General features: G+C 64.6%; 33 protein-coding genes. 11 read left to right on the top strand and 22 right to left on the bottom strand.

The features are described from left to right. Positions 1 to 57: 57 nt before the first annotated feature. Genes B0I08_RS17845 through B0I08_RS14605 form a run of 7 tightly spaced genes read right to left on the bottom strand, consistent with a single transcriptional unit; the run spans position 58 to position 5126 of the window. Positions 58 to 1209: a hypothetical protein gene (locus B0I08_RS17845; RefSeq protein WP_106214151.1), complete on the bottom strand. Its 1152-nt coding sequence runs from the start codon at positions 1207 to 1209 to the stop codon at positions 58 to 60. Between the two features lie 5 nt (positions 1210 to 1214). Beyond that, positions 1215 to 1739, bottom strand: coding sequence for a hypothetical protein (locus B0I08_RS14630; RefSeq protein ID WP_106214149.1), 525 nt, complete (start codon positions 1737 to 1739; stop codon positions 1215 to 1217). A gap of 21 nt (positions 1740 to 1760) precedes the next feature. Then, on the bottom strand, positions 1761 to 2324 hold the full coding sequence (locus B0I08_RS14625; protein ID WP_106214147.1) for a hypothetical protein: 564 nt from the start codon (positions 2322 to 2324) through the stop codon (positions 1761 to 1763). Then, on the bottom strand, positions 2321 to 3028 hold the full coding sequence (locus B0I08_RS14620; protein WP_146134438.1) for a hypothetical protein: 708 nt from the start codon (positions 3026 to 3028) through the stop codon (positions 2321 to 2323). The genes B0I08_RS14625 and B0I08_RS14620 overlap by 4 nt, the downstream gene beginning before the upstream one ends. Next, positions 3021 to 3569, bottom strand: coding sequence for a hypothetical protein (locus B0I08_RS14615; protein WP_106214143.1), 549 nt, complete (start codon positions 3567 to 3569; stop codon positions 3021 to 3023). Before B0I08_RS14615 ends, B0I08_RS14620 begins: the two co-directional genes overlap by 8 nt. After that, entirely contained in the window at positions 3566 to 4897 is a 1332-nt protein-coding gene (locus B0I08_RS14610) for a hypothetical protein (RefSeq protein ID WP_106214141.1), read from the bottom strand. The genes B0I08_RS14615 and B0I08_RS14610 overlap by 4 nt, the downstream gene beginning before the upstream one ends. 1 nt (position 4898) lies before the next feature. Beyond that, on the bottom strand, positions 4899 to 5126 hold the full coding sequence (locus B0I08_RS14605) for a hypothetical protein (protein ID WP_146134437.1): 228 nt from the start codon (positions 5124 to 5126) through the stop codon (positions 4899 to 4901). Between the two features lie 177 nt (positions 5127 to 5303). Here B0I08_RS14605 and B0I08_RS14600 point away from each other — a divergent pair, with 177 nt between their 5' ends. Further along, positions 5304 to 5588: a hypothetical protein gene (locus tag B0I08_RS14600; protein WP_106214137.1), complete on the top strand. Its 285-nt coding sequence runs from the start codon at positions 5304 to 5306 to the stop codon at positions 5586 to 5588. Between the two features lie 15 nt (positions 5589 to 5603). Here B0I08_RS14600 and B0I08_RS14595 read toward each other — a convergent pair whose 3' ends face one another. Next, positions 5604 to 5903: a Dabb family protein gene (locus tag B0I08_RS14595; protein ID WP_106214135.1), complete on the bottom strand. Its 300-nt coding sequence runs from the start codon at positions 5901 to 5903 to the stop codon at positions 5604 to 5606. Continuing rightward, positions 5900 to 6148 carry a glutaredoxin family protein gene (locus B0I08_RS14590; protein WP_106214133.1) on the bottom strand — a complete coding sequence of 83 codons (249 nt, stop codon included), beginning with the start codon at positions 6146 to 6148 and terminating at the stop codon, positions 5900 to 5902. The genes B0I08_RS14595 and B0I08_RS14590 overlap by 4 nt, the downstream gene beginning before the upstream one ends. A gap of 106 nt (positions 6149 to 6254) precedes the next feature. On the opposite strand from B0I08_RS14590, the gene B0I08_RS14585 reads away from it, so the two are divergent. Next, positions 6255 to 7025, top strand: a complete 771-nt coding sequence (locus B0I08_RS14585) for an HAD family hydrolase (protein ID WP_106214131.1) — start codon at positions 6255 to 6257, stop codon at positions 7023 to 7025. 62 nt (positions 7026 to 7087) lie between these two features. On the opposite strand, the gene B0I08_RS14580 is transcribed toward B0I08_RS14585, so the two are convergent. From B0I08_RS14580 to B0I08_RS14570, 3 genes are all read right to left on the bottom strand, one after another. Further along, the gene (locus tag B0I08_RS14580) at positions 7088 to 7186 is read right to left on the bottom strand and encodes a 30S ribosomal protein bS22 (protein WP_003792170.1); all 99 of its coding nucleotides are present in this window, start codon (positions 7184 to 7186) and stop codon (positions 7088 to 7090) included. Between the two features lie 70 nt (positions 7187 to 7256). Beyond that, positions 7257 to 7451: a helix-turn-helix domain-containing protein gene (locus B0I08_RS14575; protein ID WP_106214129.1), complete on the bottom strand. Its 195-nt coding sequence runs from the start codon at positions 7449 to 7451 to the stop codon at positions 7257 to 7259. Positions 7452 to 7535: 84 nt separating this feature from the next. Further along, entirely contained in the window at positions 7536 to 8006 is a 471-nt protein-coding gene (locus tag B0I08_RS14570) for an ArsR/SmtB family transcription factor (protein WP_106214127.1), read from the bottom strand. A 171-nt stretch (positions 8007 to 8177) separates the two neighbouring features. Between B0I08_RS14570 and B0I08_RS14565 the strand changes: the two genes are divergently transcribed. Beyond that, positions 8178 to 8849: a potassium channel family protein gene (locus tag B0I08_RS14565; RefSeq protein ID WP_106214125.1), complete on the top strand. Its 672-nt coding sequence runs from the start codon at positions 8178 to 8180 to the stop codon at positions 8847 to 8849. Positions 8850 to 9521: 672 nt separating this feature from the next. On the opposite strand, the gene B0I08_RS14555 is transcribed toward B0I08_RS14565, so the two are convergent. Beyond that, on the bottom strand, positions 9522 to 9896 hold the full coding sequence (locus B0I08_RS14555; protein ID WP_106214121.1) for a hypothetical protein: 375 nt from the start codon (positions 9894 to 9896) through the stop codon (positions 9522 to 9524). A 218-nt stretch (positions 9897 to 10114) separates the two neighbouring features. Continuing rightward, complete coding sequence (gene proC, locus B0I08_RS14550) at positions 10115 to 10939, bottom strand: pyrroline-5-carboxylate reductase (RefSeq protein ID WP_106214119.1); 825 nt, start codon at positions 10937 to 10939, stop codon at positions 10115 to 10117. Between the two features lie 22 nt (positions 10940 to 10961). Between proC and B0I08_RS14545 the strand changes: the two genes are divergently transcribed. Continuing rightward, a complete protein-coding gene (locus tag B0I08_RS14545; RefSeq protein ID WP_106214117.1) occupies positions 10962 to 11924 on the top strand; it encodes a cation diffusion facilitator family transporter in 963 nt (320 codons plus the stop codon). A 336-nt stretch (positions 11925 to 12260) separates the two neighbouring features. Here B0I08_RS14545 and tadA read toward each other — a convergent pair whose 3' ends face one another. Continuing rightward, a complete protein-coding gene (gene tadA / locus B0I08_RS14540) occupies positions 12261 to 12713 on the bottom strand; it encodes a tRNA adenosine(34) deaminase TadA (RefSeq protein WP_281260224.1) in 453 nt (150 codons plus the stop codon). A gap of 25 nt (positions 12714 to 12738) precedes the next feature. Between tadA and upp the strand changes: the two genes are divergently transcribed. The 3 genes from upp to B0I08_RS14525 all read left to right on the top strand — a co-directional run bounded on the left by upp (position 12739) and on the right by B0I08_RS14525 (position 16227). Then, the gene (upp, locus tag B0I08_RS14535) at positions 12739 to 13371 is read left to right on the top strand and encodes a uracil phosphoribosyltransferase (protein WP_106214113.1); all 633 of its coding nucleotides are present in this window, start codon (positions 12739 to 12741) and stop codon (positions 13369 to 13371) included. Between the two features lie 571 nt (positions 13372 to 13942). Beyond that, the gene (locus B0I08_RS14530) at positions 13943 to 14665 is read left to right on the top strand and encodes a winged helix-turn-helix domain-containing protein (RefSeq protein ID WP_106214111.1); all 723 of its coding nucleotides are present in this window, start codon (positions 13943 to 13945) and stop codon (positions 14663 to 14665) included. 152 nt (positions 14666 to 14817) lie between these two features. Next, complete coding sequence (locus B0I08_RS14525) at positions 14818 to 16227, top strand: alpha-amylase family protein (protein ID WP_106214109.1); 1410 nt, start codon at positions 14818 to 14820, stop codon at positions 16225 to 16227. A 27-nt stretch (positions 16228 to 16254) separates the two neighbouring features. On the opposite strand, the gene B0I08_RS14520 is transcribed toward B0I08_RS14525, so the two are convergent. Then, positions 16255 to 16926 (bottom strand): response regulator transcription factor, encoded by a 672-nt coding sequence (locus B0I08_RS14520; protein ID WP_106214107.1) that lies wholly within the window; start codon positions 16924 to 16926, stop codon positions 16255 to 16257. A gap of 124 nt (positions 16927 to 17050) precedes the next feature. Here B0I08_RS14520 and B0I08_RS14515 point away from each other — a divergent pair, with 124 nt between their 5' ends. Then, on the top strand, positions 17051 to 17329 hold the full coding sequence (locus tag B0I08_RS14515; RefSeq protein WP_106214105.1) for a GlsB/YeaQ/YmgE family stress response membrane protein: 279 nt from the start codon (positions 17051 to 17053) through the stop codon (positions 17327 to 17329). 112 nt (positions 17330 to 17441) lie between these two features. On the opposite strand, the gene B0I08_RS14510 is transcribed toward B0I08_RS14515, so the two are convergent. From B0I08_RS14510 to B0I08_RS14490, 6 genes are all read right to left on the bottom strand, one after another. Continuing rightward, positions 17442 to 18287 (bottom strand): alpha/beta hydrolase, encoded by an 846-nt coding sequence (locus B0I08_RS14510; RefSeq protein ID WP_106214103.1) that lies wholly within the window; start codon positions 18285 to 18287, stop codon positions 17442 to 17444. Between the two features lie 35 nt (positions 18288 to 18322). Beyond that, the gene (locus B0I08_RS14505; protein WP_106214101.1) at positions 18323 to 19144 is read right to left on the bottom strand and encodes an alpha/beta fold hydrolase; all 822 of its coding nucleotides are present in this window, start codon (positions 19142 to 19144) and stop codon (positions 18323 to 18325) included. Between the two features lie 106 nt (positions 19145 to 19250). Beyond that, complete coding sequence (locus B0I08_RS14500; protein ID WP_245884838.1) at positions 19251 to 21989, bottom strand: helix-turn-helix transcriptional regulator; 2739 nt, start codon at positions 21987 to 21989, stop codon at positions 19251 to 19253. A 104-nt stretch (positions 21990 to 22093) separates the two neighbouring features. Further along, positions 22094 to 22234 carry a hypothetical protein gene (locus B0I08_RS17840; RefSeq protein ID WP_181243432.1) on the bottom strand — a complete coding sequence of 47 codons (141 nt, stop codon included), beginning with the start codon at positions 22232 to 22234 and terminating at the stop codon, positions 22094 to 22096. 151 nt (positions 22235 to 22385) lie between these two features. Then, positions 22386 to 23363 (bottom strand): TerC/Alx family metal homeostasis membrane protein, encoded by a 978-nt coding sequence (locus tag B0I08_RS14495; RefSeq protein ID WP_106214097.1) that lies wholly within the window; start codon positions 23361 to 23363, stop codon positions 22386 to 22388. 60 nt (positions 23364 to 23423) lie between these two features. After that, positions 23424 to 24248, bottom strand: a complete 825-nt coding sequence (locus B0I08_RS14490; RefSeq protein ID WP_106214095.1) for an SDR family NAD(P)-dependent oxidoreductase — start codon at positions 24246 to 24248, stop codon at positions 23424 to 23426. A 117-nt stretch (positions 24249 to 24365) separates the two neighbouring features. Between B0I08_RS14490 and B0I08_RS14485 the strand changes: the two genes are divergently transcribed. The 3 genes from B0I08_RS14485 to B0I08_RS14475 all read left to right on the top strand — a co-directional run bounded on the left by B0I08_RS14485 (position 24366) and on the right by B0I08_RS14475 (position 26130). Next, positions 24366 to 25016: a TetR/AcrR family transcriptional regulator gene (locus tag B0I08_RS14485; RefSeq protein WP_106214093.1), complete on the top strand. Its 651-nt coding sequence runs from the start codon at positions 24366 to 24368 to the stop codon at positions 25014 to 25016. Between the two features lie 4 nt (positions 25017 to 25020). Further along, on the top strand, positions 25021 to 25401 hold the full coding sequence (locus B0I08_RS14480) for a cupin domain-containing protein (RefSeq protein WP_106214091.1): 381 nt from the start codon (positions 25021 to 25023) through the stop codon (positions 25399 to 25401). A gap of 276 nt (positions 25402 to 25677) precedes the next feature. Next, a complete protein-coding gene (locus tag B0I08_RS14475) occupies positions 25678 to 26130 on the top strand; it encodes a MarR family winged helix-turn-helix transcriptional regulator (protein WP_106214089.1) in 453 nt (150 codons plus the stop codon). The last annotated feature ends 33 nt before the right edge of the window (positions 26131 to 26163 follow it).

The following is a 26163-nucleotide window of genomic DNA, read 5'->3' as shown; positions in this document are numbered from 1 at the left end:
CACTCTCGACGACGTGCCCCGCTCGTGGGTACGTCGTCGAGTACGTTAACCGATCGATTAGACGGTGACGACCGAGACCGACAGCGCGAGCTCGTCGATGACCGGCAGGAGACCAAGCAGGCTCTCCACGTTGTAATTCGAGGCGATCATCACCACGTCGAGTCCGTCTGCGCGCCAGGCGTACTGGGCGATAGCGATGACGGAATGGCTGTTGTCGCCGGAGTCGACGTAGCGCAACGACCGCAGGCCGTCACCCATGCCCCGGGAGTGCAGGGTCAAAACTTCGGTCGGGCGAGCGACGGGTGCGTCGTCCGCCAACGCCAGGTCTTCGAGGGAGAGCGACTCGTCAGTCGCCAGCTGGACAATGCTGACAAAGAGCACTTCGTTGAACGCGTCGCCCATGTAGATAAAGCGGCTCTCATCATCGGGAGTGTCCACCGCGATGAAACGGACCGTGGCAGCCAGCGCCTCGCCCACCTTCGCGTCCACACCGGCCGACTCGGCAAAGAGTCTGCCGGTGGTGTCTGCCCACTCGTCGACATTTGCAAACGTGTTGAACGGCCACGTTTCCGGCGCGTACAGCCACACATCGCGGTCAAAGTCCAGGTGAATGGTCTTCGACCCACTCGTGCTCTTGCTCGTGCTCGTGCTCTTGCTCTTGCTCTTGCTCTTGCTCTTGCTCTTGCTCTTGCTCTTGCTCTTGCTCTTGCGGGAAGCGGGTGCCGCCTCCCGCCATGACAGGGGCACCAGTCGGAATAGTCCGAGCACTGCGCGCAGCAATAGAAGCGCAAACGCCACAACGAAGGCCATGACCGCAACGACCGATTCGCCCTCGATGCCGGGCGCACCCACAAACGCGGTGCTGAAAATCAGGCCGAAAAAGAACATCAGCGCGGTGGCGTTCAGCAGCGAGGCGCGGCTGATGCTGGGGAACTTCGCGAGCGGCAAGGGAATCGTCCAGATGGAGAGGAAGAGCATGACCACCGCGGGAACCCACATGAGCCACGACTGGGGATCGAACGCCGGGTAGGAGTCTGCGAATCCGAACACGCCGCCCTGGGCTTCTGTCGGCACTGTGCCCGTGAAAAGCCCGATGAGCATGATCACAAGCGGCGGAACAAAAAGTGCCACAAAATAGAACCCTGCCGCGCCCACGAAGAGCACCTCGGTGACCGTCTGTGCCTTGGCGCGAGTCAGAGTGAACGCCATGACCGTCAGACCTCGCCCACAGCGGTTTCGCGCCACGCGCGCGGTACCAAGCGCACTAATCCCGCGACCGCCCGCAGCAGAAATAGAGCGAACGCGACCGCCATTATCAAGGCCGCAAACACCCCCTGATTGTTGATGCCCGGAGCACCCTCAAAGGCGATGCCGAGTGAAAGGGAGATCAAGAACATCACAAGCGACGTGTTTGCCAGGGCGGCTCGACCCGATCCCACTCTTGAACGCATGGGGAGGGGGACTGTCCAGATCGCGAGGAAGATCATGGCAGCTGCAGGAATCCAGAGCAGCCAGGACTGCGGGTTGAACGCGGGGTATCCGTCGGCTACTCCGAATACGCCGCCCTGTGCTTCAGTCGGGGCGGTTCCCGTCGCCAGGCCGATGATCATCACGATGGCGACGGGGAGCATGCACACCACTACGAAGAATACTCCGGCCGCAGTGTAGACACCGTGGGCGATTGATTCTCGTCTGCGCTGACGCAGCGCGGCACCGGTGGCGCGGGCGGGTCGCGTCATGGTTACTTGTGACTCGGTTGCTTACGCGTCGACTATGGCGATGGAAAGGGCGAACTCGTCAATGATCGGACGCAATTCGATGAACTGCACAACGTCGAAGCTCGATGCGATCACGACCACGTCTAGTCCCTCTGACCGCCAGGCGTACTGGATGGTCACGGCGATGCTGTGCTCATCCCCGCCGGTGTCGGCGTAGCGAATCGAGCGGATGCCCTCTCCGAGCGTCGGTGAAACAAATACATCTGTCTCGGGGGGACGCACTACCGCGGGATCACCCACCGCCGCGAGATCTTCGAGTGTCAGTTCCTGCGCTGACTCGGCCTGCAGCACACTCACGAAGAACACGTACTCGAAAGGGCTGGCCAAATAGACGAACCGGCTCTCGAACTCACTCTGTTCAAGCGCGAGGGTGCGAATTCCGGCAGAGAGCGCCTCACCCGCCTTCGCTTTGACGCCGTGGTATTCGGCCATCAGCCGGCCGACGGTGCCGGAGAGTGCGTCGATGTCAGCAAAATCCCCCGATGGCCATGATTCTGGCAGGTACAGCCAAGCGTTCTGGTCGAAGTTTGCGACAATCGTTTTCATCGGGCGTCCTCGCTCACCCTCGACCACGCGAGAGTCTCCATCATGATGTCGAACAGTTCGGTGAACGCCTCGACGATAGGCGCATACTCAGCGTTATGCCCACCCGAGATGCTGCATACCGCGACAAGGGTGCCGCTGTTGCGTTCGGGCACTGCCCACGAGTAATAGAGCGTGCGAACCGCGCTGATCGGCGCATCGCCACTGACGGGGGCCGGTTCGCCAGCGCCAGCTACCTGATCGGGGTGGTCGGCTACCTGATCGGGGTGGTCAACCACCTCGCGCAGGGCGTCACCCGCGCGGGTCGCGACAATGGTCGAGCCAGGACGAGCGGCGTGCATGTGCTTGATCAACGCTTTTGCCGCCACCTCAGAGGGTGCGTTGGTGGGCACCTGGCTCATGACGATTCCGGCCGAGAGGGGAACCTCCCACGGGGTCTCAACGGGGAAGATGACGTCTACAGCGTGAGCCTTGCGAGCAGAAGCTATTCCTTTGCGGAGAGACTCGGCAACGCGTGTTTTACGGGGGCCATAGCTGTCCATGGGCAGGCCTGCAAAACGCTCTTCGAGTAGCGTGTCGATCGCCTTGTCAGTGCCGTCACCCACAGGGATCATGACCCAGGTGGGCGGGATGATGATGCGGTACGAGCGTGGGCGGGCGACGGGCAGAAGCGTCGGGTCGCTCATGGACGACGTGATTTCAGGCAACGTTGATGTCCTTTTCCCCGGGTGAACGTGGCTGCACGGGCGTACCTTCCCGCCACGATTTTGGAACAAGTCGAAGTGCACCAGCGATCGTGCGCAACAAGAGCAGAACGAACGTCAGGCCCACGACCAGGGACGCGTACAGCCCCGCTGGGCCAATTCCGGGGGCGCCAACAAACGCCCCGCCGTTCACGAAGGCCATCAGGAACAACGCGAGCGTCACGTAGGTCAGTACCGGCCGGCTCAGCCCCGCAGAACCGCGCCCGCTCATGCCCCGCATGGGAAGCGGAATCGTGAAAAGCGAAAAAGCCAATAAGACGATGGCGGGAATCCAGATCAGCCATGCCTGCGGGTCGAAGGCAGGATACCCACTGGCAACACCGTAGATCCCTCCCTCGTCTTCCGAGGGGGTGGTCCCGGTAACCAGTCCAATGGCCATGATGACGAGGACTGGGAGGAGAGTGACCGCGACGAGCACAATTCCGGCGCACCAGAACGCAGCGCCCGCGAGCTTCTCGGCCTTCAGCCGACCCGCCGGCGTCATGGTCGTCCCCCGAAACCGAACGTGGTGCTGTCCTTCACGCCGCCGTACCACTCACTCACGCCCGCAGCGCGATCGGAGATCGCAGAAGGAAACGAACTGAGACGGTCGCCCATGTCGTCCAGGGCCTTATTTCCCCATTCGACAACAGCACCCGTTGCGCCGGCAATCACCTGAGTGTTCACCAGACGCGTGCCTGCCTGCACAATCAGGTCGTCGGCTGCACCGCCCGCGCCCATCATCGAGTTCTTCAGGACGCGTGCCGCCACCGCGGTTTCGTGACCTCCGTGGATGACCATGTCCAGTCCCCACGAGAGCTTGTTGCTGAGCCCTGCCCGACTGGGAATGACAGCGTTCATGCTGTTGGTCACCGACTGCAGCGGGTTCGAGCGTGTACCCGCTGCGGCAACGGTTTGCACCCGGGACGCCTTAAGCCCGGTCATGGTGCCCGTCAGCGCCTTGCCCGCGATTGCGCCGACGCCCGCGGTTGCAAAGCCGATCGCGTCAATCGCGAATTCGGCCCAGGACTGATTTCCCGTTGCCGACAGGGCGAGGCTCACCACGGCGGTCACACCGGCGAGAACGAGGGCCACGAGGCCAAAGATGGGGAAGAAAATGCTCGCGATCGCGAAGAGAGTTGCGGCGGTGCTGAGCAGGTCCTTGAATATCGCTATCATTTCGGCGTTCTCGTTGATCCAGTCGACGGCGCCGTCCCAGAGGTCGCCGGCCCACCCAGAGAAGTTGTCCCAGGCACTGTCATTGAGGTCATCGCTATTGATCGCGGCGGAGATTGAATCTGCGGCGATCTGCGCTGCCGTGTCCCGCATCTCAACGGCGCGGTCATACATCGCTTGCGCGGACGCAAGGTCGCCCGCCGCGGAGGTCGCAGAGGTCTCATACGCCCGCTGCTTTTCCTCAGCTTCTGCCCGCTCCTCCGGCGTGGTCGCCGACATCGCCTGCATTTCGTGGACCTCGGCCGAGTTGTTCGCCGTCGCAGCCGCCTCCTGCGCTGCGTCCCGAGACGCCGCCGCGGTGGCCGCGAGCTGCTGGGCGGCTTCGAGGGATGACGCGTACGTGGTCAGCGCAGATCCCGCGGTGTCGTACCGCCCATCGAGGGTTTCGAGGCGAGTCGCGACTTCGTCGGATGCTTCTACGAGCGCAGTTATTGCCTCGCTCTCGCCCATCGCGCTGTCGGCGGCCAGGCGGCGCATCTCGCTGGCGGCGCTTCGCACGGCGAGCGCGGTCGCGGTGTATTTGCTGGCCTCGACCCGAATGCCCGACGGATCTCCCGGGAGCTCAGCTATTGCAGCACCCTGAGGTTGTCCCCACATGTCAGGCCCCGTCCGTCAGTGCTTTTGCCAGCTCGTTATCAATCGATTCAAAGCCGTCGGCCACGGCAATGGCCTTCTCTTTCAAACTGTCGATCTGCGCCATGAGCTCCTCGCGTCGGTTGTCCCATTGCCCGGAGAAGTCGGAAATCACACCCGCGAGCTGCGGCTGGCCGACCATCGCAGCCAATGCCTCGCTGGACGCGGACGCGCCTTCCAGGGTGCTGCGCACCGTTGCCAGATTTTGCCCCAAGCTCTGAACCGCGGTTGTGTCAACAGACAGTTTTTGCCCACCCATGGAACCCGTCTTTCGTAGAAGTCGCCATCAGCCTATCGGGATAGCACCGAAACCAGAGCTTTCCCCACCTCCAACCCAGCGGCTGCGGCCGGAATGCGCAAGGATGGGGTTATGTCTAAAAAGATTGATGCAGCGCGCAAGCGCCTCACAAAGGCACTGAAGAATCATGCCGCCGTTGTTGGTGGCACCGCCGTGTCGCTGAAGAAGGCCCAGCGCGCCGTAACCGAGGTACACCAGGCCGCCATCGACTATTCCGCTCTCGTCGAGGCCAAGACCGGCATCGAGAGCTCGTTCCCGATGCTGTGGCAGGACGGCCTCGAGCCGTCGACCGTCGCCTCACTTGTCGCCGAGCGGGATGCCCTCGCCAGCAAGCCCAAGGGCAAAGACAAGAAGTAGCGTTCTGCCGCCCGACTAGAACTCGAAGTCGATCGACGCGCGCTCTGCCACGTGCTGCCGCACAATCGCGGCCGCCGCCTGGTGCTCAGGGTGCACCTGATAGGCCTCGAGGTCGTCGAACGTCGCGTACTCGGCGACGAGAACGATGTCCCAGTTGGACTCCGGATACGCCGCATTGCGTGCGACCGTGAGCGCCAGCACACCGGGCACGCTCGAAGCCAGCGGCAACAGAGCGCCGGCAACCGCGGTGTGTGACGTGGCCTTGGCCGATTCGTCGGCCGCCTTGAGCTTCCAGGTCACGATGTGCTTGATCATTGCGTCTTCTCCTTGAGCGCCGCGGCGAGGCGGTCGGCGTTGACCCGCCAAATGTTGTGCACCGCGCCATCGATGAGCACCACGGGAATCTCCTCGACGTAGCGCTCGGTGAGCGCGGCGTCGTCGATGATCGACGTCTCGACGAAGCTCACCGCCGGAAACAACTCGAGCACGCCGGCAACAACGCCACGAGCCGCATCGCAGAGGTGGCAGCCCGGCCGAGTCAAAAGGGTCACTGTGGTCACCCCGCAAGCCTACGGGCACTCCGTGCGCACTATACGAGGATGTCGTGCAGGTGGATGTCGCGCCGCTCACCGATTGCGCCCAGCCGATGTCCCTACACTTGGCGAGATGCCCAATGCCGACCGTCCACTGCCCGGTGATGCACCGATCGTCGCGTTCTTCGACGTAGACAACACCTTGCTCCGCGGCGCCAGTATCTTCCACATCGCGAAGGCCGCGCGTCGACGGGGACTCATCAGCGTCCGAGACATCGTGCGCTTCGGATGGCATCAGGCGACGTTCTTGTCGGTGGGCGAGAACAAGCGGCACATGGCATCCATCAAAGATCGCGCCCTGGAATTGCTCAGCGGCTACTCCGCGGCCGAGCTGGTCGTGATCGCCAACGAGGTCTTCGACCGCGACATCGAGCCCCGGCTCTGGCCGGAGACGGTCGAGCTAACCCGGGAGCACCTGCGCAAGGGGCACTCCGTGTGGCTGATCACCGCCTCGCCGCAGATCGTCGCGCAGGTGATCGCTGATCGACTTGGCCTCACCGGCGCCCTCGGCACCCGCGCAGAAACGGTCGACGGGATGTTTACGGGACGCCTCGACGGCCCCGTGCTGCATGGTGAACAGAAGGCCGTCGCGGCACGAGACCTCATTGCGGGTACCGACGTTGACCTCGCCCATTGTTGGGCCTACTCGGACTCGAGCAACGACATCCCACTGCTGACCGCCGTGGGAAACCGGGTCGTCGTGAACCCCGACGCCGCGCTCAGCAAACACGCCAAGGCGGCGGGCTGGACGATTCTGCAGCTCAAACGATCGAGCATCCGTGACGCGCAGCGCACGGTGCGCCGGGAGGCCCGGGTGGCGCGTCCGGCGAGAAGGGGCAAATAAAAAAGCGCTGGGCCCGAGAGCCCAACGCTTTTTACGACTCGAAGTCTGTGAGGACTCGAGGTCTACTTCTTGTTACGACGCTGGTGACGCGTCTTGCGAAGCAGCTTGCGATGCTTCTTCTTCGCCATGCGCTTGCGGCGCTTTTTGATGACGGAACCCATAAATCACCTCGCTGAATGCTGATTGGACCACCGGTCCGATCAGAACCGCGGAAAAACATAACTCCTAAGATTACCCCACTCTGGGGACGGAAGCGCCAATTACGGAAAGAACGGCCGATTCCGGGATACGAAAGGACCGTCCGAACCGCACAGCGGGGAGCTCACCGGAGTGCACGAGGCGGTACACGGTCATGTTGGAGACCCGCATCATCTCGGCGACTTCGGCCACCGTGAGGAAACGCACGTCGATCAGACCTTGCGACACTCGCGCCCCCTTGCTCTTACGAAATTTCACTCAAAAATGTTACGGGAGTGACTCGTAAATATAGAGCGTTGGACGACTCGCCGTCTACCTTCGCGTGATTCGACGCAATCCATGAGATAGCCGGTCTTGCGCATTGTGTAGTGCCGTCGTCGCTTTGTAGGACCGATCAGCAACCGTGCGGCCGACCTGCGAGCCCACCCGTGCGCCGGCCCACGCGGTGAATGCGGGGGACGCGTCCGCGTCATCGGGATCGATCCGCGAAGGATCGAAATCGGCGCTCAAGAACGGGATCAGCCAGTCTTCCAGCGCCTCCAAGGGGGTCGCTTCAAGGCTGTAATAGCGGTGCTGGCCCTCCTCCCGCACAGACACCAGGCCGTGGTCACGCAGCACCTTCAGATGCTTGGACACCGTCGGCTGGCTGGTGCCGAGCAGCTGGACGATCTCGCCGACACGCAGCTCTCCGGTGTCCGAGTCCGTCGCGACGTAGCGGGCAAGCAGGAGGGACAGCAGGTCGCGACGAGTCGGATCCGCAACTACGTCAAAGATGTCAGCCATGGTTTCAGGTTACCGAGGCCGTGGCTGCATCCTCTCGCAGCACACCGGCAATCGGGCACCATGTTTTTTCGGTTGCGCTGGTTTTTCGGTTGCGTTGATACAGTGACCCTCGCGACGCCATTCACCGGGTCTTCGCCGCCATCTCCGTAACGGTAGAAACGAGGCCATTCATTGGTTGACAGGATTCCCCACGACGCACCAGTGCTCGTTGTCGGGCTGGGACGGTTTGGCGCGGCGACCGCGGGACAACTCGACCGACTCGGCCGCGAAGTGCTCGCCGTCGACGCGGACGCGACACTCGTGCAGAAGTGGTCCGAGCGCATTACCCACGCCGTGCAGGCCGATGCACGCAATATCGAGGCGCTGCGTCAGGTGGGCGCCCAGGACTTCGCCATCGCCGTCGTCGCCGTGGGCTCGTCCATCGAGGCGAGCGTGCTCATCACGGCAAACCTGGTAGACCTCAAGGTGCCGCAGATTTGGGCGAAGGCAATCAGCCAGTCCCACGGGAAAATCCTGGCCCGCATCGGCGCCAACCACGTGATCTACCCGGAGGCCGAAGCCGGCGAGCGCGTCGCTCACCTTGTGTCCGGCCGGATGCTCGACTTCATCGAGTTCGACGATGGTTTTGCGCTGGTCAAGATGTTTCCGCCCAAGCCGATCCGCGGCATCCCGCTGTCTGATTCGCTTGTTCGCAAGAAATACGGCGTCACGGTCGTCGGGGTGAAGGCCCCGGGCAAGGACTTCACCTACGCCGAAGGGGACACCGTTGTCTCGAACCACGACCTCATCATCGTCAGCGGAACCTCAGCGAATATCGAGAAATTCGCGGCGCTGCAGAGTTAGCTGGACCGCCTGGCTACCTTCGGCTCGACCCTCGATCGCTCGCCGCGGGGGCCGGTTACTGCACGAGCGGGCCACTGGGCAGGGGCCGGCTACTGGGCGAGCGGCGGCCGGGCCAAACGAAGTGCCGCCATTCGTCTCTGACAGTGCGTGCGCGGGGTGACTATCGCGCCGGCCGGGGTGACATTGCCTCAGGTGTCATGATGTGTTGCTGCGCGAAAACCGAGGTGCCACCTTTCGTCGAAGTGACTTGGCTGAGGTGTCACGATTCGTCGATTGTCCACGCCGACGTGTCACGAGTTGTCGCAACGCTTTCGCGAGTTGCGACCACCTGCGCCACCTCAGCACGGGCGCTGCAGTCGCGGGCGCGAGGTGTCACTATTTGTCGGTGGCCCGAGTTGATGCCGCGCGCCTCACTGAGTCCCTTCGGCGGTACCGATGGCCGGGACGAGGTCGCGGAGTTCTCGCAGCGAGCCCGCAGCGAAGTGGAGTGGCAGCGTCTGTCGACTGAGCAGGGCGAGCGCGGGCACCCGTGTTGTGGCTCGAGCGGCCATGGCCGTCGACCGACGCGTGCAAATGACCATGGTGACCAACGCGTGCGAATGACTATGGTGATCGAGGAGCACGTCGGATTGCATTGCGCTTAGTTACTCCGCGAACAGCGCCGGCGTGCGGCTAGCGCCCACCGCCCGGGAAGGATGGGGCGGTGCCGTCTCCGCGCCACGGAGGGACGCCGTTTTGAGTTTCGCCGGTCGTGACGCTCTGGCTGGGGTTGTTCCAGTTGGCGTAGACCCCGAGGGCCACGCCACCACCTAAGATTTCCGCGGCGACGATCAAGGCGGCCACACCGAGGGCGGCGATAGTGATCCGCCGTTGTGTAGGGGTGCGCACGGGTGCGGGCAGAGCGTACGCCGGCGCAGCAGTGTTCGGCGCGGTCCGCGCGGTCGGCACACTCGTTGCTGGAGCGGCGTTGGGCGCGGTCGGCGCCGCGGCGTCTGGCTGAGGCGCCGTAGCAGTGTCTTCGTTACGTGAGCCGTCGGTGGAGGCCATGGCATGCGTCCTTTCGCAATGGGGCGGATCGCTCCGTCAGCGGGCGGGCGGATTCCGTCAGTGGGGCGGACTGGCGCCGCCGGATGAAGCCAGCATCCCCAAGCGGGCTATGAACTCCGTAAGAAAGGACAGGGCGACCGCTGAAGGCACCTCAGCACCAGGGCGCGTCGGCACCTCAGCACCAGGGCGCGTCAACACGTCAAGGGCGCCTCAGCAGCTCAGCCCGCGGCAAGCTCCTTAGCCCGCGCGAGCGCCGCCGCGGTCGCCCGATCAAACGTGGCCTTGAGGTCGGCGTCAACGAATTCCGCGATCGCCCGCTCGGTCGTGCCGCCCGGGCTGGTTACCCGGCGACGCAGTTCCTCGGGTGGCACATCGCCTGCGGCGAGCAGCTCGCTGGCGCCGCGGAAGGTGCCGTTGACCATCACCGCGGCCTCCTCCGGAGTAAACCCGAGATCGATGGCGGTGCGCGTTAACTCCTCGATTAGGTAGAAGACGTATGCGGGCCCTGATCCGCTGATCGTGCTCAACGCGTCGACCTTCGCCTCCGGTACCTCGAGAACCGAGCCCACCGTTTCGAACAGCGCGCGGGTGAGCGCCATGTCGTCCGCGGTGGTGCGGGTGCCCGCGGAGATACCCGTCACCGCGAGTCCAACGACAGCGGGGGTGTTGGGCATTGCGCGCGCGACGGCTCCGGGCACCAGCGCCTCCATCGCCGCGATCGGCACGCCGGCTGCGACGCTAATCACTAAAGCGTCCGGCGCGAGGTGCCCGGCGATGGAACGGAGCAGGTCGCCGACCATGGCCGGCTTCACCCCGACGAGCACTATCCGAGCACCATCGATTGCCATCAGATTGGCGTCGGGGTCACGCTCGAGCGACAGCGAACGCACGCCCTCAGCCGCCAGCGCCTCCGCCTTGGATTCGGTGCGATTGGTGACCCGGATGTCGCCGGTGACACTCACTCCTGGCTGTACGAGCCCGCTAAGAATCGCACCGCCCATCGAGCCGGAACCGAGTATCGCGATTGTGGGAAGCGTAGCCATAAGCACATCCTAGGATTGACGCATGAGCACAGCAGGCGGTAACCGGGCGATCATTGCGGCACTTCTCGCAAACCTCGCCATCGCGATCACGAAGTTCATCGCCTGGGTGTTTTCCGGATCGAGTTCGATGCTCGCCGAAAGCGTGCACTCGCTCGCCGACACAGGCAATCAGGGCCTCCTGCTGCTGGGCGGTCGCAAGGCGAAGAAGCACGCAGACGCCGCGCATCCCTTCGGCTACGGTCGCGAGCGCTACGTCTACGCGTTTGTGGTCTCGATCATCCTGTTCTCGGTCGGTGGTGTGTTCTCCATCTACGAAGGAATCGAGAAGCTCGCAGAGCCTCACCCGCTCGAAAACTGGTGGCTGCCGGTGCTCGTACTCTTCATCGCGATCCTCGCCGAATCGTTCTCGTTCCGCACCGCGATGAAGGAATCGAACCATGTGCGGGGCAAGCAGTCCTGGATCGAGTTCATCCGTCGCGCCAAGGCCCCCGAGCTTCCCGTCGTGCTGCTCGAGGACTTCGCGGCCCTCATCGGTCTGGTCTTTGCGCTGTTCGGAGTCGGCCTCACCGTGCTGACCGGAGACGGCGTCTTCGACGCGATCGGCACCCTCTGCATCGGTGTGCTGCTGATCCTGGTCGCCATAGTCCTCGGAATCGAAACCAAGAGCCTGCTGGTGGGTGAGGGAGCGAGCACCACCGACATCGTCGCAATTCGCGATGCCATCAACGCGCACCCCGACGTCGAGGCGCTCATCCACATCAAAACTCTCTACATCGGCCCTGAGGAACTGCTGGTCGGCGCGAAGGTTGCCTTTGCCAGCACGGCCAGACTGACGGATGTCGCTGTGTCGATCAATTCGGTCGAAGCGGCCATCCGTGAGGTAGTCCCCGTAGCGCGGATCATCTACATCGAGCCCGACGTGTACGTCACGCCCGGCGAGGGAAGCACGCCGACCGAATCGATCGTGATCCGCTCGGCCGACTAGCGCTACCGGGACGCGCGGGGCTGGCAAGCGCCAGCCAGCGGGTGTCGGCGTGCCGGCGAACACACGCTTGCGAGTGCTGCGACGCGCTCGCGAAGCCTCGCACGTGCCCACCGGACAGCAACCGTCGCTGACCTCCGCCGACCGGACAGTAGCCGATTTCCCGCCTCGCCGACCGGGCAGCTCTGAGCCCGATCGCGACCGAAACGCGCCGGGACTGGCCGCTCGACGCGGCCGCAGCGGGGTGACCATCGACTGGTGTCCGGTCAGCGGCGATCCGCCCGCCGTTCCCCCTGTGCCAGCCTTCGGTGAGACCGCTGGCGGCCACGACGCGCCCAGCTACCGACGGACCTCGAAGAACTCGAGCAGCAGCGCCGCGCAGGCATCCGCCTCAACCCCGGCAACGACCTCGACCGAGTGATTGAGCCGACGATCGCGCAGCACGTCGTAGACGCTGCCGACGGCGCCAGCCTTCTCGTCCCACGCGCCGAACACCACCCGCGGGATACGCGCGGACAGAATCGCCCCCGCGCACATCACGCAGGGCTCGAGGGTGACCACGAGGGTCGTCCCGGTGAGGTGCCAGTCGCCCGTTGCGCGCGCGGCTGCCCGAATCGCGACCACCTCGGCATGCGCGGTGGGGTCCTGGTGCAATTCGCGCTCGTTGTGGCCGCGGCCGAGGACGGTTCCGTCGGCGGCGAGAACGAGCGCGGCCACGGGAACATCGCCGGTCGCCAGCGCGAGGTGGGCGTCGGCAATCGCCGCGCGCATCCACTTTTCGTATTGAGTCACCAGTCCCCTCCGATAGATTGAGCCTATGCGAGTACACGTAGCCGACCACCCGCTCATCACGCACAAGCTCACGGTGCTCCGCGACAAGAACACTCCGTCGCCGACCTTCCGTGCGCTGGCGGAGGAGCTGATGACGCTGCTCGCCTACGAAGCCACCCGCAACGTGCGGGTCGAAACCGTGCAGGTCGAGACCCCCGTCGCCACCGCCACAGGACTCGCGATCAGCTCGCCGCGCCCGCTGGTGGTTCCGATCCTCCGTGCCGGGCTCGGCATGCTCGAGGGAATGGTTAACCTCGTTCCCACGGCCGAGGTCGGATTCCTCGGTATGGTGCGCGACGAAGAAACCCTGCAGCCCACGACCTACGCCGAGCGCCTGCCCGATGATCTGTCGAACCGCCAGTGCTTCGTGCTCGATCCGATGCTCGCCACGGGTGGGTCGTTGATCGCCGCGATCGATTTCCTCCTTGCACGCGGTGCGGTGGATGTCACGGCCGTCTGTTTGATCGCCGCCCCCGAGGGTCTGGCGGCCGTAGAAAAAGCCATGGCCGGTCGTGACGTGACGATCGTGCTCGGCGCGGTCGACGAGAAGCTCAATGAGCTCGGCTACATCGTGCCCGGTCTCGGCGACGCCGGAGACCGCCTGTACGGGCTCGTCTGATCCACGCAATCGGCGGCCGTGCGCGGCGCCATCACCGAGGCGTGAGCAGCGCCTCACCGCGCCACACCGCGCCACGGCCAGCCGCGCCCGGCCCGTTATCCGTTCCCCGTTCACAGTTCCCCGTTCCCAGTTCCCAGTTCCCGTTCCCAGTTCCCAGTTCGTACCAGTTTGCCCGTGAGACTTGACAGGGCGAGCGTGTGTGCAAGATAGTTGCTGCATGACCGTTCACGCGCACCCCCTGACCTCCCTCGAGGCCCCTGGGACTGCCGGCATGATGATGCCGACGCGTACCGTCATGTGTTGCCGAATGTGTGCCTAAGCGCCCCACTCTCGCCGAGTCCCCGCTTTTCACCTAGCTAGAAGCCCCGCTTCCGCTGGATTCCGTCGCTTCCTTCGCGAAGTGTCGGACTGAAAACGCCGCGACTCCCGGACCCGCAGATCGCTCAGATCTCAGATCGCGCAGATCTTAGATCGCGCAGATCGCCGGTCCCACACCACACACATCGCACCACCCTCTCCGAAGGATCTCCCCCTCGATTCCGAGGCCCTTCGCACCCCAAAGGACTCTCCAATGTCACTCGCAACCCTCGACCGTCCCACCGCCACTTCTACCGCCGCCGCTTTTGCCCCCCGCGTAGTGCAGGCACCCCGCCCGGCCGCACCCACCGAGGCACCCCGCCTTCGCGCGGTTCCCACCGGCACCGAGGCCCGCGGCTTTGTGCTCTACGTGGGAATCGACGAGCTGAAGGCGGCGAATGCCGGAACCGACCTCGGCCACATCGTCGAGCAGCTGAAGAGCCTCGCCGCTCAGCTGGTGCCGTCGTCTGAGACCTACGCCGCCGTCGCCCTGGCACCCCGCGGCGCCGGTGGACGAGACGTCGACGTCGTGCGCCTCGCGCTGCAGGACCCCGCCGCCCTCGCCAAGCACCGCCAGGCGGACGAGGCCCCCGCAACCGTCAAGGAGGGCGTGGTTGTGGACATCTCCCGCAAGCGCGTTGTGCTCGACGGCGAGCCGGCCGCGCTCACCTACAAGGAGTTCGAACTGCTTCAGTACCTGGTGCTGCGGGAGGGTCGCACCATCGACCGCTCCGAGCTGATCGCGTCGCTCTGGGCCGCCGGCGACGACGAGATCCCCAACGAGCGCACGATCGACGTGCACGTTCGGCGCCTGCGCTCCAAGCTCGGCGCTTATGAGGACATCGTGCGCACCGTACGCGGGGTCGGCTACCGCTTCGACCGTCACGCCGACGTCTCCATCCGCCAGGCCAGCACCCCGTCGCCCGACTTCATCTGACCCGCAGCTCCGCGCACGCCGCCCGGAGCCCGGAGCCCGGATCACACTCTCCTGACCCCGCCTCTCATCTCGGTCTGCAAGACTTTTCTTCACGTCGGACACACCCCGTCGGATACCCCCCCGACGAAATACGCCGACGACGAGAGGCCCCCATGACTGACGCTGAGCTGAACTCGCCCGTTGCGGAACGCACCGAACCGGACTGGGTCACCCACGCCGTATGGTGGCAGATCTACCCCCTCGGCTTCGTCGGCGCGCCGCAGAGCCAGGCTGCTGGCGAGCAGGATGCTGGCCCGAACGGCGCGCAGCACGTCAGCGAGCATCGGCTTGACCGCATCACCGACTGGCTCGACTACGCGATCGAGCTGGGTGCCTCGGGAATCGCACTCGGGCCGATCTTCCAGTCCGAAACCCACGGCTACGACACCACCGACTACTTCGCGATCGACTCCCGCCTCGGCGACACCGCCGACTTTCGCCGCCTCATCGCTGAGGCGCACTCACGCGGACTGCGGGTTCTCCTCGACGGCGTGTTCAATCACGTGGGGCGCGGCTTTCCCCGGTTCCAGGCCGTGCTTGAGGGGGCGGATGCCACGGCCGCCAGCAACTGGTTCACCCGCACTGATTCCGACGTCGACGCCCATAACGGCGGCTTCGCGTCGTTCGAGGGCCACTCTGCCCTCGTCGAGCTGAATCACTTCGAGCCGGCCGTCGTCGACTTCGTCGTTGACGTGATGACCCACTGGCTCGGCCTCGGAGCCGACGGCTGGCGCCTCGACGCGGCGTACGCGGTGGCACCCGAGTTCTGGGCGACCGTGCTCCCCCGGGTTCGCGCGGCGCACCCGGGCGCCTACATCGTCGGCGAGGTGCTGCACGGCGACTACGCGGCCTTCGTTGCCGAATCCGGCGTCGACTCCGTCACCCAGTACGAACTCTGGAAGGCGATCTGGAGCGCGGTCAGCGAGGCGAACTTCTTCGAACTGGCCTGGGCGCTGGACCGCCACTCGGAGTTCCTGCAGAGCTTCACCCCGCTGACCTTTGTCGGCAATCACGACGTCACGCGCATCGCCTCGGCGATCGGCGACGCGCGCCACCTCCCGCACGCGCTCGTCGTCCTGTTCACCGTCGGGGGCACGCCGAGCATCTACTACGGCGACGAGCAGGCGTTTGTCGGCGTCAAAGAGCAACGCGCCGGCGGGGACGACGCGGTCCGCCCGGAGTTTCCTGCGGGCGGCAGGGGCGATCTCGCGCCAGAGGGCTGGGCGATCTTCCACGTGCACCAGGAACTCATCGGCCTGCGCCGCCGCCACCCCTGGCTACACACCGCCGCCGCGCGAACGCTGCAACTCACGAACGAAAACTATGTCTACGAGCTCACCGACGGGCATGAGCGCCTGGTGGTGAGTCTGAATCTGGGGGATGCCGCGGGCACGCTGCAGCTGCCAGAGCACGGTGACATCGTCGCGGGTGAAGCGTCGGCCACGCGGCATCCCGCTGGAACAACGCTCGACACTCCCCCGCACGGCTGGGTCGTCCTGGCTCTCGAGCCGGATGCCCGCTAGACGCACCCGGTAAACGCTCCGGGGACCTTACGGGCCGCCGCGCCAGTGGTCGATGCGGTGGTGGTCGGGCGTGAAGCCGTGCCCCACTCCCCAGAGCACCGCTTGCGTGCGACTCGACGCATCGATCTTGCGGTAGATGCTGCGGATGTAGGACTTGACCGTGTTGGGGCTCAGGTAGGTGAGCGTCGCCACCTCGGCGTTGTTCTTGCCCTGCGTGATGAGGGCGAGAATCTCGGATTCCCGGTCGGTGATGCCCTCCTTGCGGCCGGGCCAGTCGAGTCCCATCGCGCTGCTGGTGCGGCGCGGCGGCTCGCTCACCACGAGTTCACCGTTGTGAACCGCCTCCAGCGCCGCGACGAGGTCGCGCGCCGGGAGAGTCTTCGACAGGTAGCCGCGCACGCCCTGCTCGAGCGCGTGCTCGACCAGGGCGGGTTGGAAGTTCCAGGTGTAGACCACGACTTTGGCCGCGCGTGGGGAGGCGACCAGCTCGGCGATCTGTTCGTGGTCAGACTCTGGCTGGGCGAACGAGTCGTACATCACGATGTCGATGGTGTCGCTGAGCGAGGAGTTCGCGTCGATCTCGGCGACGACGACCCTGTCGCGGTATTGATCGAACATGTGCGCAAGGCCGATGAGCACGACGTCGTAGTCGTCCACCAGCGCGACCGTCAGCGCGGGGCGTTCATCGGGTTCGGTCATACCCCGAGTATTTCACCCGTAGGGGTGTAGTGGCACACCCCTACGGGTGGTTGAGTCGACTTACGGCCCAATTCCGGGCCGTGCACCGCATGTCATAGACGTGCATCAGTCAAAGGAGCGGACCATGATCGGTCTCATCATCAGCATCATCGTTGTCGGCCTCATCGCCGGAGCAATCGCCCGGCTCGTGGTACCCGGACGCCAGAACATCTCACTCGGAATGACCCTGCTGATCGGCATCGTGGGCTCGTTCGTGGGCGGGTTCCTCGGCTTCCTGCTGTTCAACGCCGACGCCACCGACGGCTTCTTCCAGCCCGCCGGCATCATCGGATCGATCATCGGCGCAATCATCGTTCTGCTGCTCTGGCTGCGTTTCGGTAGCCGCACCGCCGCCCGCCGCTAACGCGGAAATCCAGCGCTCCAGCTCCGCCGTTCGGCCGTGTGTCCACAGCCGAACGGCGGAGCTCACGCGGTTTTGCGCGCGGCCGAGTTCACGCGGTTTCGCGCGGCCGCACTCACGCGGTTTCGCGCGCGGCGATGTGTGCGGTGCTGGCGTGCTTCAGCGCCCACTCAAGCGCATAGTCGGCCACGGCCTCCCAGCCGGGTTCGCCGCAGGTCCAGTGCGACCGACCCGCAAACTCGTGGTACTCGGTCAGGGCTGCGGACTTCTTGTAGTGCTTCGCATTCGCCTTGTTGACCGCGGGCGGCATGATGTGGTCGGCACCACCGGCGATGAACAGCAATGGGGCTCGTTCGTCGAGCGAGTAGTCGACCCATGTCTCCTGCTTGCCCGGCGTGTAGTTTGCCAGCACCCCGTACGCCCAGACCCAGTTGCCGGGCGCGGGAATGTGGTAGCGGTTGTACACCTTGTCTGACTCTTCCTTCGTGAGGGTATTCGTGAAGGTGTAGTGGAACTCGTCGGCCGTATACCCGGCGGCCCCGTGGTGTTTGGCCGGGTTCGCGATGATGGGAATGAACGACTTGATCTGCGAGGGCGGCGTCACGTAGACACCCTCGGTGGGCGCGGAGTTGATCGCCACCGCGGCGGCGCCGAGCCCCCGGGCCGCGAGCAGCTGCGTGAGGGTGCCGCCGAAGGAGTGCCCCATGATGATGGGCGGGCGGTCGAGCTTCTCGATGGCCGCGGCAATGTAGTCGACCGTCTCGGGCACCGTGAGGTGCGCGATGAGGTCAGGGCTCTCGCGAAGAGCCTCCACCTCGATCTCAAAGCCCGGATACGTCGGCGTGATGACCTTGTAGCCCTGCGCCTCGTAGTACGGCACCCAGAGCTCCCAGCTTCTGCGAGTCATCCAGAGTCCGTGGATGAGCACTATCGTGTCGGGCGTGACGGGATTCTGTGACATGGCTTTTTTCCTTTCGGTAGGGGGATGCCGGGGGCTCAGGAGTCGATGAACGCGAGCAAATCGTTCGCGAGTTGGTCTTTGTGGGTGTCAGTAATGCCGTGGGGTGCACCCTCGTACACCTTCAGTTGGGCTCCGCTGACCAGCTGGGCCGACCGTTTTCCTCCGACGTCGAAGGGCACGATCTGGTCGTGGTCGCCGTGAATCACGAGTGTCGGGACATCCACCTCGGCAAGATCAGGCCGGAAATCGGTCGCGGAGAACGCCGCGATGCATTCGAACGCGCCCCGGTGGCCAGCCGCCATGCTCTGCAGCCAGAATGCGTCGCGGATGCCCTGCGGCACGGTTCCGGCGCCGTCGTTGCCGAAAAATGGGCCGTCGGCCAGATCGCGGTAGAGCTGCGCCCGCGCGGATGCCTCCCCCGCACGGATGCCGTCGAACACCTCGATCGGCAGCCCCTCGGGGTTGTCGTTGGTGCGGAGCATAAATGGCGGAACCGCTGACACGAGTACGAGTTTCGCGACGCGAGCGGTGCCGTGCCGGCCGATGTACCGCACGATCTCGCCACCGCCGGTGGAGTGGCCGACCAGGGTGAGGTTCGTCAGGTCCAGGGTCTCGATGAGGGTGGCCAGGTCGTCGGCGTACGTGTCCATGTCGTTGCCGTCCCAGCTCTGGGTCGAACGACCGTGGCCTCGCCGGTCGTGCGCGATCACGCGGTGCCCGTGCTCGGCGAGGAAGAGCGCCTGCGCCTCCCAGGCATCGGAGTTGAGGGGCCAACCGTGACTGAGAAGCACGGGTGTGCCGGTTCCCCAGTCCTTGTAGAAGATCTGGGTGCCGTCTTCCGTTGTGATGAAGCTCATACCGCCGCCCTTTCATCTCGGTGTCTCGATCTCTCGATCTCTCGATCCGAGTGTGACCGGCAGGCTATGGCGGCCGAATCACGTGGTGCGCGTAGTCATGAGCGCGCTACGACTCCGTGCTGCCCGCATCGAGCGCGGCGGCAAGCTGGCGGCGCGAGGTGATTCCCAGCTTTCTGAACACCTTACGCAGGTGGTAATCGACCGTATTCGGGCTGATAAACAGGGCGGCGCCGACCTCGGAATTTGTTGAACCGGATGCCGCGAGACGGGCTATTGCGGCCTCCTGGGGTGTCAGGTCGGAAGCGGCCCTCGTCCGGGCAGTAATGAGCTGGCCTGTTGCCGCGAGCTCGCGCCTGGCCCGGTCGGCAAAAGGTGCGGCACCGATCTGCTCGTACGCGTCGAGTGCCTGGCGCAGGTGGGAGCGGGACTCCCGCCGCCGGCGCATCCGCCGCAGCCACTCGCCGTAGAGTAGCCGCGAACGCGCCGCGTCGAGTCCGCCGAGGAGGGCGATCGAATCGAGGTACAGGCCCTCCGCCTGCGAATCGGACGCCACGATGGCCGCGGACCGCGCGGACAGACCGCGTGCCCGCAGCGATCCGGTGGCGGCGCTGATACGCGCCATCTGGCGTTCGGCCGCACGCGCTTCGTCCGTGCGCCCGGAACGCCACGCGGCCTCGACGATGTGCGGGAGTGTGCGGTCGCTCACCTGGATGAAGTTCTCGGCTCGGATCGGCTCGAGCAGAGCGTAGGCGCGGTCGTAAGATCCGTCGGCGAGCGCGATCATGGCGAGCGCGAAGTCGGCCAGAGTCTGCGAACCCCCAAACCCGAGCTGGGCGGCGGCGGCGGCGGATCGCTCGATCTGCTCGATTGTCTGCCTCGAGCCGTCGCGCCAGGCGAGGAACTCCGCCAGCTGCAAGAACTCGAGCTGTTCGGTGGTGAAACCGAGCGCGGTGCGCACCTCATTCGTTTCCTGCATCACCTCCTCGGCGAGGCCGAGCTCGCCCAGCTGGGTGTGGCTGAGCGACAGCATGTAGGCGAACGAGTCGAGCAGCGACAGCGCGCCGGCCGCTCGCGCCACGGCCACCGCCCGCCGGAGGATTTGCTGCCAGGACCTCTCTTCCCATAGCCCGTTGGTGACCACAACCGCAACAAATCCGAACCGCAGCAGGTCGGTGTCGGCGAGGTCGGGGTCGAGGATCCTGCGCAGAGCCTCGCGCAGCGCGGGCGCCGCCTGCTCGATCGGTCCGCGGATGTACAGCCCGATGGCGCGCAGCACCGTTGCCTCGAGAGACGTCGCCTCCGCCGCTATCGCTAGCGCGCGTTCCCCTATTTCGCCGAGCGTTGTGTCGCGCATCGCCCAGTGAGCGGTCATGGATCCCTCCACCGCGCGCAGCACCGCGGACGCCGCCAGATCGCTGCCCGCGGACTCGAACGCCGCGGCGGCTTCGAGATACAAGGCGGGTCCTTCGGTGACGGCCGCGCGCACACCGCTCAGCGCCCGAGTCGAGGCCCGCACCATAAGCGCGCGCCCTCGGGTGACATCGTCGAGAAATTCCGGCACCAGTTGCTCAATCAGCGCCATTGCGAGGGTGACGGCTCCGGCCATCGCCGCGGACTCGGCCGCGGCGATGACCCGCGCCTCACGCGCGCGGCCGGGTGGCGACAGCTCTGCCGCCCGCACCAGGAGCGTTGTTCGAGAGGTGAACCCTCCGCGCTCCCCCGCCCGATTGGCCGCGGCCTCGAGCTGTGCCGCCACCGACTCGGACTGCCCTCGGGTACCCGCGCCGGAATGCCAGGCGCAGAGGTCTTCGTCCTGCGCCGTCACCAGCACGGTCGCGAGCGCACGGTGCACCCGACGACGGTCGGCGTCCGCCGCGCCGCCGTAGACCGCCGAGCGCACCAGCGGGTGGCGGAAGTCAATTCTTGATGACAGCACAACAAGCCGATGGAGCTCCGCCGCATCCCCCGCGCTGTGATGCAGGCCCAGTGCCGCCGCCGCGGCATCCACCGTCTCCATATGTCCCCGCGTTTCCGTGGCCGCAACGAGCAGCCACAGCTGCGTATCGGCAGGCAGCTCGCGCGTCTGGCGCAGGTAGTGTGCCTCGAGGTGCGTTCCGATCGGGCCGGGCTCGACGCCGAGTGGGCCGAGAACGAGTTGCCCCTCGGTCAGTTCTGCCCCCAGATCCAGCAGTGCCAGCGGATTTCCCTTGGTCGCCGCGACAATGCGGCGCGCGACACGGGGCTCGACCCGTGTCGTCACTGCCCGGTGCAGCAGAGAAAGCGCGTCGTTGTCGCCAAGGCCCGACACGGCCAGTCGGGGCAGACCGGCGAGCTCGCTCTCGTCGACGCTGTTGTCGCGCAGGCCGAACAGGAACACGATGGCCTCGGCTTGCAGGCGCCTGGCTACAAACGCGAGCGCGGACAAGGACTCCGGGTCAAGCCACTGGATGTCATCGACAATCACGACGAGGGGCGTATCACCCGCCGTGGCCGCAAGCAGGGACATCACCGCGAGCCCGACCAGGAACCGGTCGGGAGGTGAACCCGAAGCACGCCCGAGCGCGATGTTCAGGGCCTCTTGCTGGCCCGGTGGAATGTCGGCGATCGCGGATTGCACGGGGAGAACCAGCCGATGCACGGCCGCGTAGGAGAGCGAGGCTTCCGACTCCACGCCCGCCAGGCGCACGAGCTTGGCACCGACAAGTCCGCTCGCGAAGGCATCGAAGAGTGCGGTCTTACCGACGCCCGGCTCGCCGTTTACCACGAGAACACTGCTGAGTCCGTTTCGCGCGGACGCGACAAGGTGGCCGAGCGTTCTCAACTCGACGGTACGGCCCAGAAGCACTGAATCGGCGGCAATGAGCACATGCTAGCAAACGCTCACCGCTCACTCAGGTAGCCGATTCATGACGCGGTCGTGAACTCGCAACCGGTCGGAACTGTGGCGTGTTACAGCCGGCGGTCGGCGGCCAACGCACCGGTACCGAACGTCATCACCCCGAACGCGAAGATCAGTATCAGAATCCCGATGTCGTAGCCGACGAAGAAGACGACCATTCCCAGAAGGAATGTGATTGCCGTGACCACCATGCACGACATCCCCAGAATACGCATCTGCTCCCCGCCCCGTGCCGATCGTGAATGGAACAGACCGCACGTGTTGCCGGCCGTGAACCGCTTGCGCCCAGTCTGGCGTGCCGACCGCGCAGCCACTACGGCCGCCGGGTGAACTACCGGAGAACTACACGGATTTATTCTCAAGACCGCGCGTCTTACGCAGGCTCGCGATGGTCGCCACCGCGACAGTGGCGGCGATGAAGAGGAGCGAGAACCAGATCGGGATCTCAGGCGCCCATTCCACGTGTTCCCCGCCGTTCACGAACGGCAGTTCGTTGACGTGGAGTGCGTGCAGGATGAGCTTGACCCCGATGAACGCGAGAATGACGGCGAGCCCCTGGGCGAGATAGACGAGACGCTCAAGCAGGTCGCCGATGAGGAAATACAGCTGACGCAGTCCCATCAGTGCGAAGGCGTTCGCCGTGAAGACGATGTACGCCTCTTCGGTCAGGCCGTAGATCGCCGGGATCGAGTCGACGGCGAACACCAGGTCGACGACGCCGATCGTCAGGATGGTCAACAGCATCGGGGTGAAAAAACGCTTGCCGTTGACCTTAACCATGATGCGATCGCGGTGGTAGTCGTCCGTGATCGGAAGGATTTTGCGCGCCAGACCGACGACGCGCCCGTGCGCCGGGTCGCTCTCGTGGGTGCTGAATGCCTGACGCCAGGCGAGCATCAGCAGCAGGGCGCCGAAGATATAGAAGATCCACGACACATTCTCGATGAGCGTCGCACCCACGGCAATGAAGATTCCGCGCAGGATGAGCGCGATGATGATGCCGATCATCAGCACTTTTTGTTGGTAGGCCTTGGGCACGGCGAACCCGGTCATGATGATCAGGAAGACGAAGAGGTTGTCGATCGACAGTGCCTTCTCCGTCAGGTAACCGGCGAAGTATTCTCCGCCGTAGCGCCACCCACTGGCGAACCCGATGCCCACGCCGAAGAGAAGCGCGAGGCTGATGTAGAAGACGGACCACCGGGCGGATTCACCGATGGAGGGCGCATGTGGCGTGCGGACGTGCGCGAAGAACTCGTACACGAAGAATGCGATGGTCACGGCGATCGTGATCAACCAGGTCGTGAGGGTTACGTTCACACGAGACCTCCAAGGACTGCTCCCCTATCCGGCCAAAACTATCCGCCGAGAGGGCGAAAATCAACGTGTGATCTTCTCGCTCACCGCCCACAGGTCCCGGCCAAGTTGTTCGTCCCGCACCTGCGGATTGACACGAGTGGCAATCGAGCGCTTCTCGAGATAGCTCCCCGACTGCCAGGCAGACCCGGGCATAGTTTCCGAGAGCCAAACCAGCTGATCCGCCCCCTGTTCCGACGTCACCAGCATCCGTTTTGTGAACGGGTTCGCGTAGAGCATCTTCATGCTCAAGCTCGTTGTTGTTGAGGCGAAACTCGACTCGACGAGGCCGGGGTGAAACGCGACCGCATTGATTCCCTGGGGGTGATAGCGGCGGTGGAGCTCTGTCGTGAAGAGAATGTTCTCCAGCTTCGAATCTCCATAAGCCTTGTTCGCCGAGAATCGGCGGTCGTTGTTTAGGTCGCTAACATCAACCTTGCCGTAGAGACGGGCGGCGATGCTGGCGGTCTGAATCACGGTCGCCTTGCTCCGGATCAGGGTCGGGAGCAGGAGGTCCGTGAGCAGGAACGGGGCGAGATGGTTGACCTGAAAGGTCTTCTCGAACCCGTCCTCGGTCTTCTGGCGGTCACCGAAAACGCCACCCGCGTTGTTGGCGAGTACATCGATTGTGTCGAACCGATCCAGAAGCGCGGCCGCCAACTCCCGCACGGCCGCAAGGCTGGCGAAGTCCGCGACGAAGTAGGGCGAGTCGATTGCCGTGGCAACGTGGCGAGTCTTTTCTGCCGAGCGACCCACCACAACGACTGCGTGTCCGTTCGCGTGGAGCCGGCGCGCAGCAGCCGCGCCGATTCCGTCGCTGGCTCCGGTGATGACAATTGTTTTTCTCATGGGGGTCCTGTCTGCGTGGGTGGCTCGTTCTGCGGCGGCATGTTCAGCTAACACATGTAAGTCCAGCATACATACTTCAGCTAACAGGTGTTAGGCCGAGCTTGGTAGAGTGGGCGAATGACCGAAGAGGCACGGGCGAAACGCGTCAGCAACAAGCGAGGGCTGGGCATAAACCTTCGCGAAGAAATAATCGAGGCGGCCGAGCGCCTGCTCGCAGAGTTCGGCCCCGGCGACGCGGTGACTTTGCGCGCGATCGCCCGGGAAGCCGGAATCGCCGCGCCGTCGATCTATCCACACTTCGCCGACCGGGACTCGATACTGGACGCAGTGGTCTCGCGCACGTTCCGAAACCTCGCCCAAGCGTGTCGCGACGCTGGCGATGCCGCCCCCGACGGCACGAGTGAGGTGGCGGCAATCAGCGTTGCCTACGTCCGGTACGCCCGAGAATTTCCCGGGCGATACCGGATTCTGTTCGAACGGTCGACCAGGAACATCGCCTCCCCGCCCCACGCCTATACCGATGGCATCCAGGCGTTCGGTGTGCTGGTAACGGCGCTCGAACGCGCCAGCCGTGAGACAGAATCGGATTCATCCCTCATCGAGCGTGACGCGCAAGCTCTCTTCGCGGCCCTCCATGGAATAGCCAGCCTGCGTCCAGCCCTCCCCGGATTCCCGTGGCAAGACGAAACCGCACTGATTCATCACGTCGTCGGTAGAGTTCTTGGTCCACCGACGGACGGGACGGACGTGCACCGCCACCTAGGCTGAAGCTATGAGCCTGCTTGAGCCGACCCGCATCCGACACGAACTCGACCAGGTCTCCGAGCATTGGACTCCGCGCGTCGTCGGCAGGGTCAACGACCAATACGTCAAGGTGGCGAAGCTTCTGGGCGAGCTGGTCTGGCACGCGCACGACGCTGAAGACGAGATGTTCCTCGTCATCTACGGACACCTCCGCATCGAGCTCGAGGGCGGTCGCGAGGTCACGCTGGCGGCGGGCGAGTTCTACATCGTGCCGAAGGGCGTTCGACACAACCCCATCGCCGACGAGGAGGTCGGGATTGTGCTGATCGAGACGGTCACCACCGCGCACACCGGCGACGTCGCAACAGATCGAACGGTACCGATCGAGCGGCAACTCGGCGCGGAGTGACCGATCCGCGTGGCCGGGAGCCCCTGCTTCACCCGTCTCAAAAGCACGCCGGGCAAACTTTCAGGAAAATAACGTTTCGATAACTGGCGCTTCGTTACCTTCCCGTTATATATTTCAAGGGCAGAAGTTGTTTGCTGTGGCAGCTTCTGCGGAATGTGATTGCAGGACACTCTTGGTGCAAGGGAGAGGGTCGGATTCAAGCCTCTGAATCCGACCCTCAATCCTGTTTAAGGCGACCGATTGGTCGCCACCGGCCCCCACTGCCTAGAGTGGAGTGTGGCTAAAGAGTCGACCGCGGCAATCACCTCATGGGAGGCCCTGTTTCGCGCGCAGGTGACTGTCTTACGCCAGTTGAACCTTGAATTTCCGCACGGCGACCTCTCGTTCAACGAGTACGACGTGCTGTTCAACCTCACAAAGCACCCGGGCTGGAGGCTGCGCATCCGCGATCTCAACCGCGAGCTGCTTCTGACCCAGCCGAGCGTGAGTCGCCTTGTAGACCGCCTCACGGTGCGCGGTCTCGTTCGTAAAGAGAACGATCCGGGTGACGGACGCGGAACATTTGTGTGCCTCACCGAAGTCGGTCACGAATTATTTCGTAAGGTGGCTGTCAGCCACTCGGCATCGATCGCACGTCACGTCGGCGGCGCGCTGAGTATTGAAGAACTCAATCTTCTCCGTGAGCTGAGCGACAAACTGCGCCGGAGCGTCGACGCGACGAGCCGTTAACGTGCCAGCGTCGCTGTCCCGCACCGCGCAATC

It is taken from the genome of Glaciihabitans tibetensis (genome assembly GCF_003003265.1).
Classification (GTDB): Bacteria; Actinomycetota; Actinomycetes; order Actinomycetales; family Microbacteriaceae; genus Glaciihabitans; species Glaciihabitans tibetensis.
Note: the sequence above shows the minus strand (reverse complement) of the source record. Positions and strands in the feature narration are given on the sequence as shown.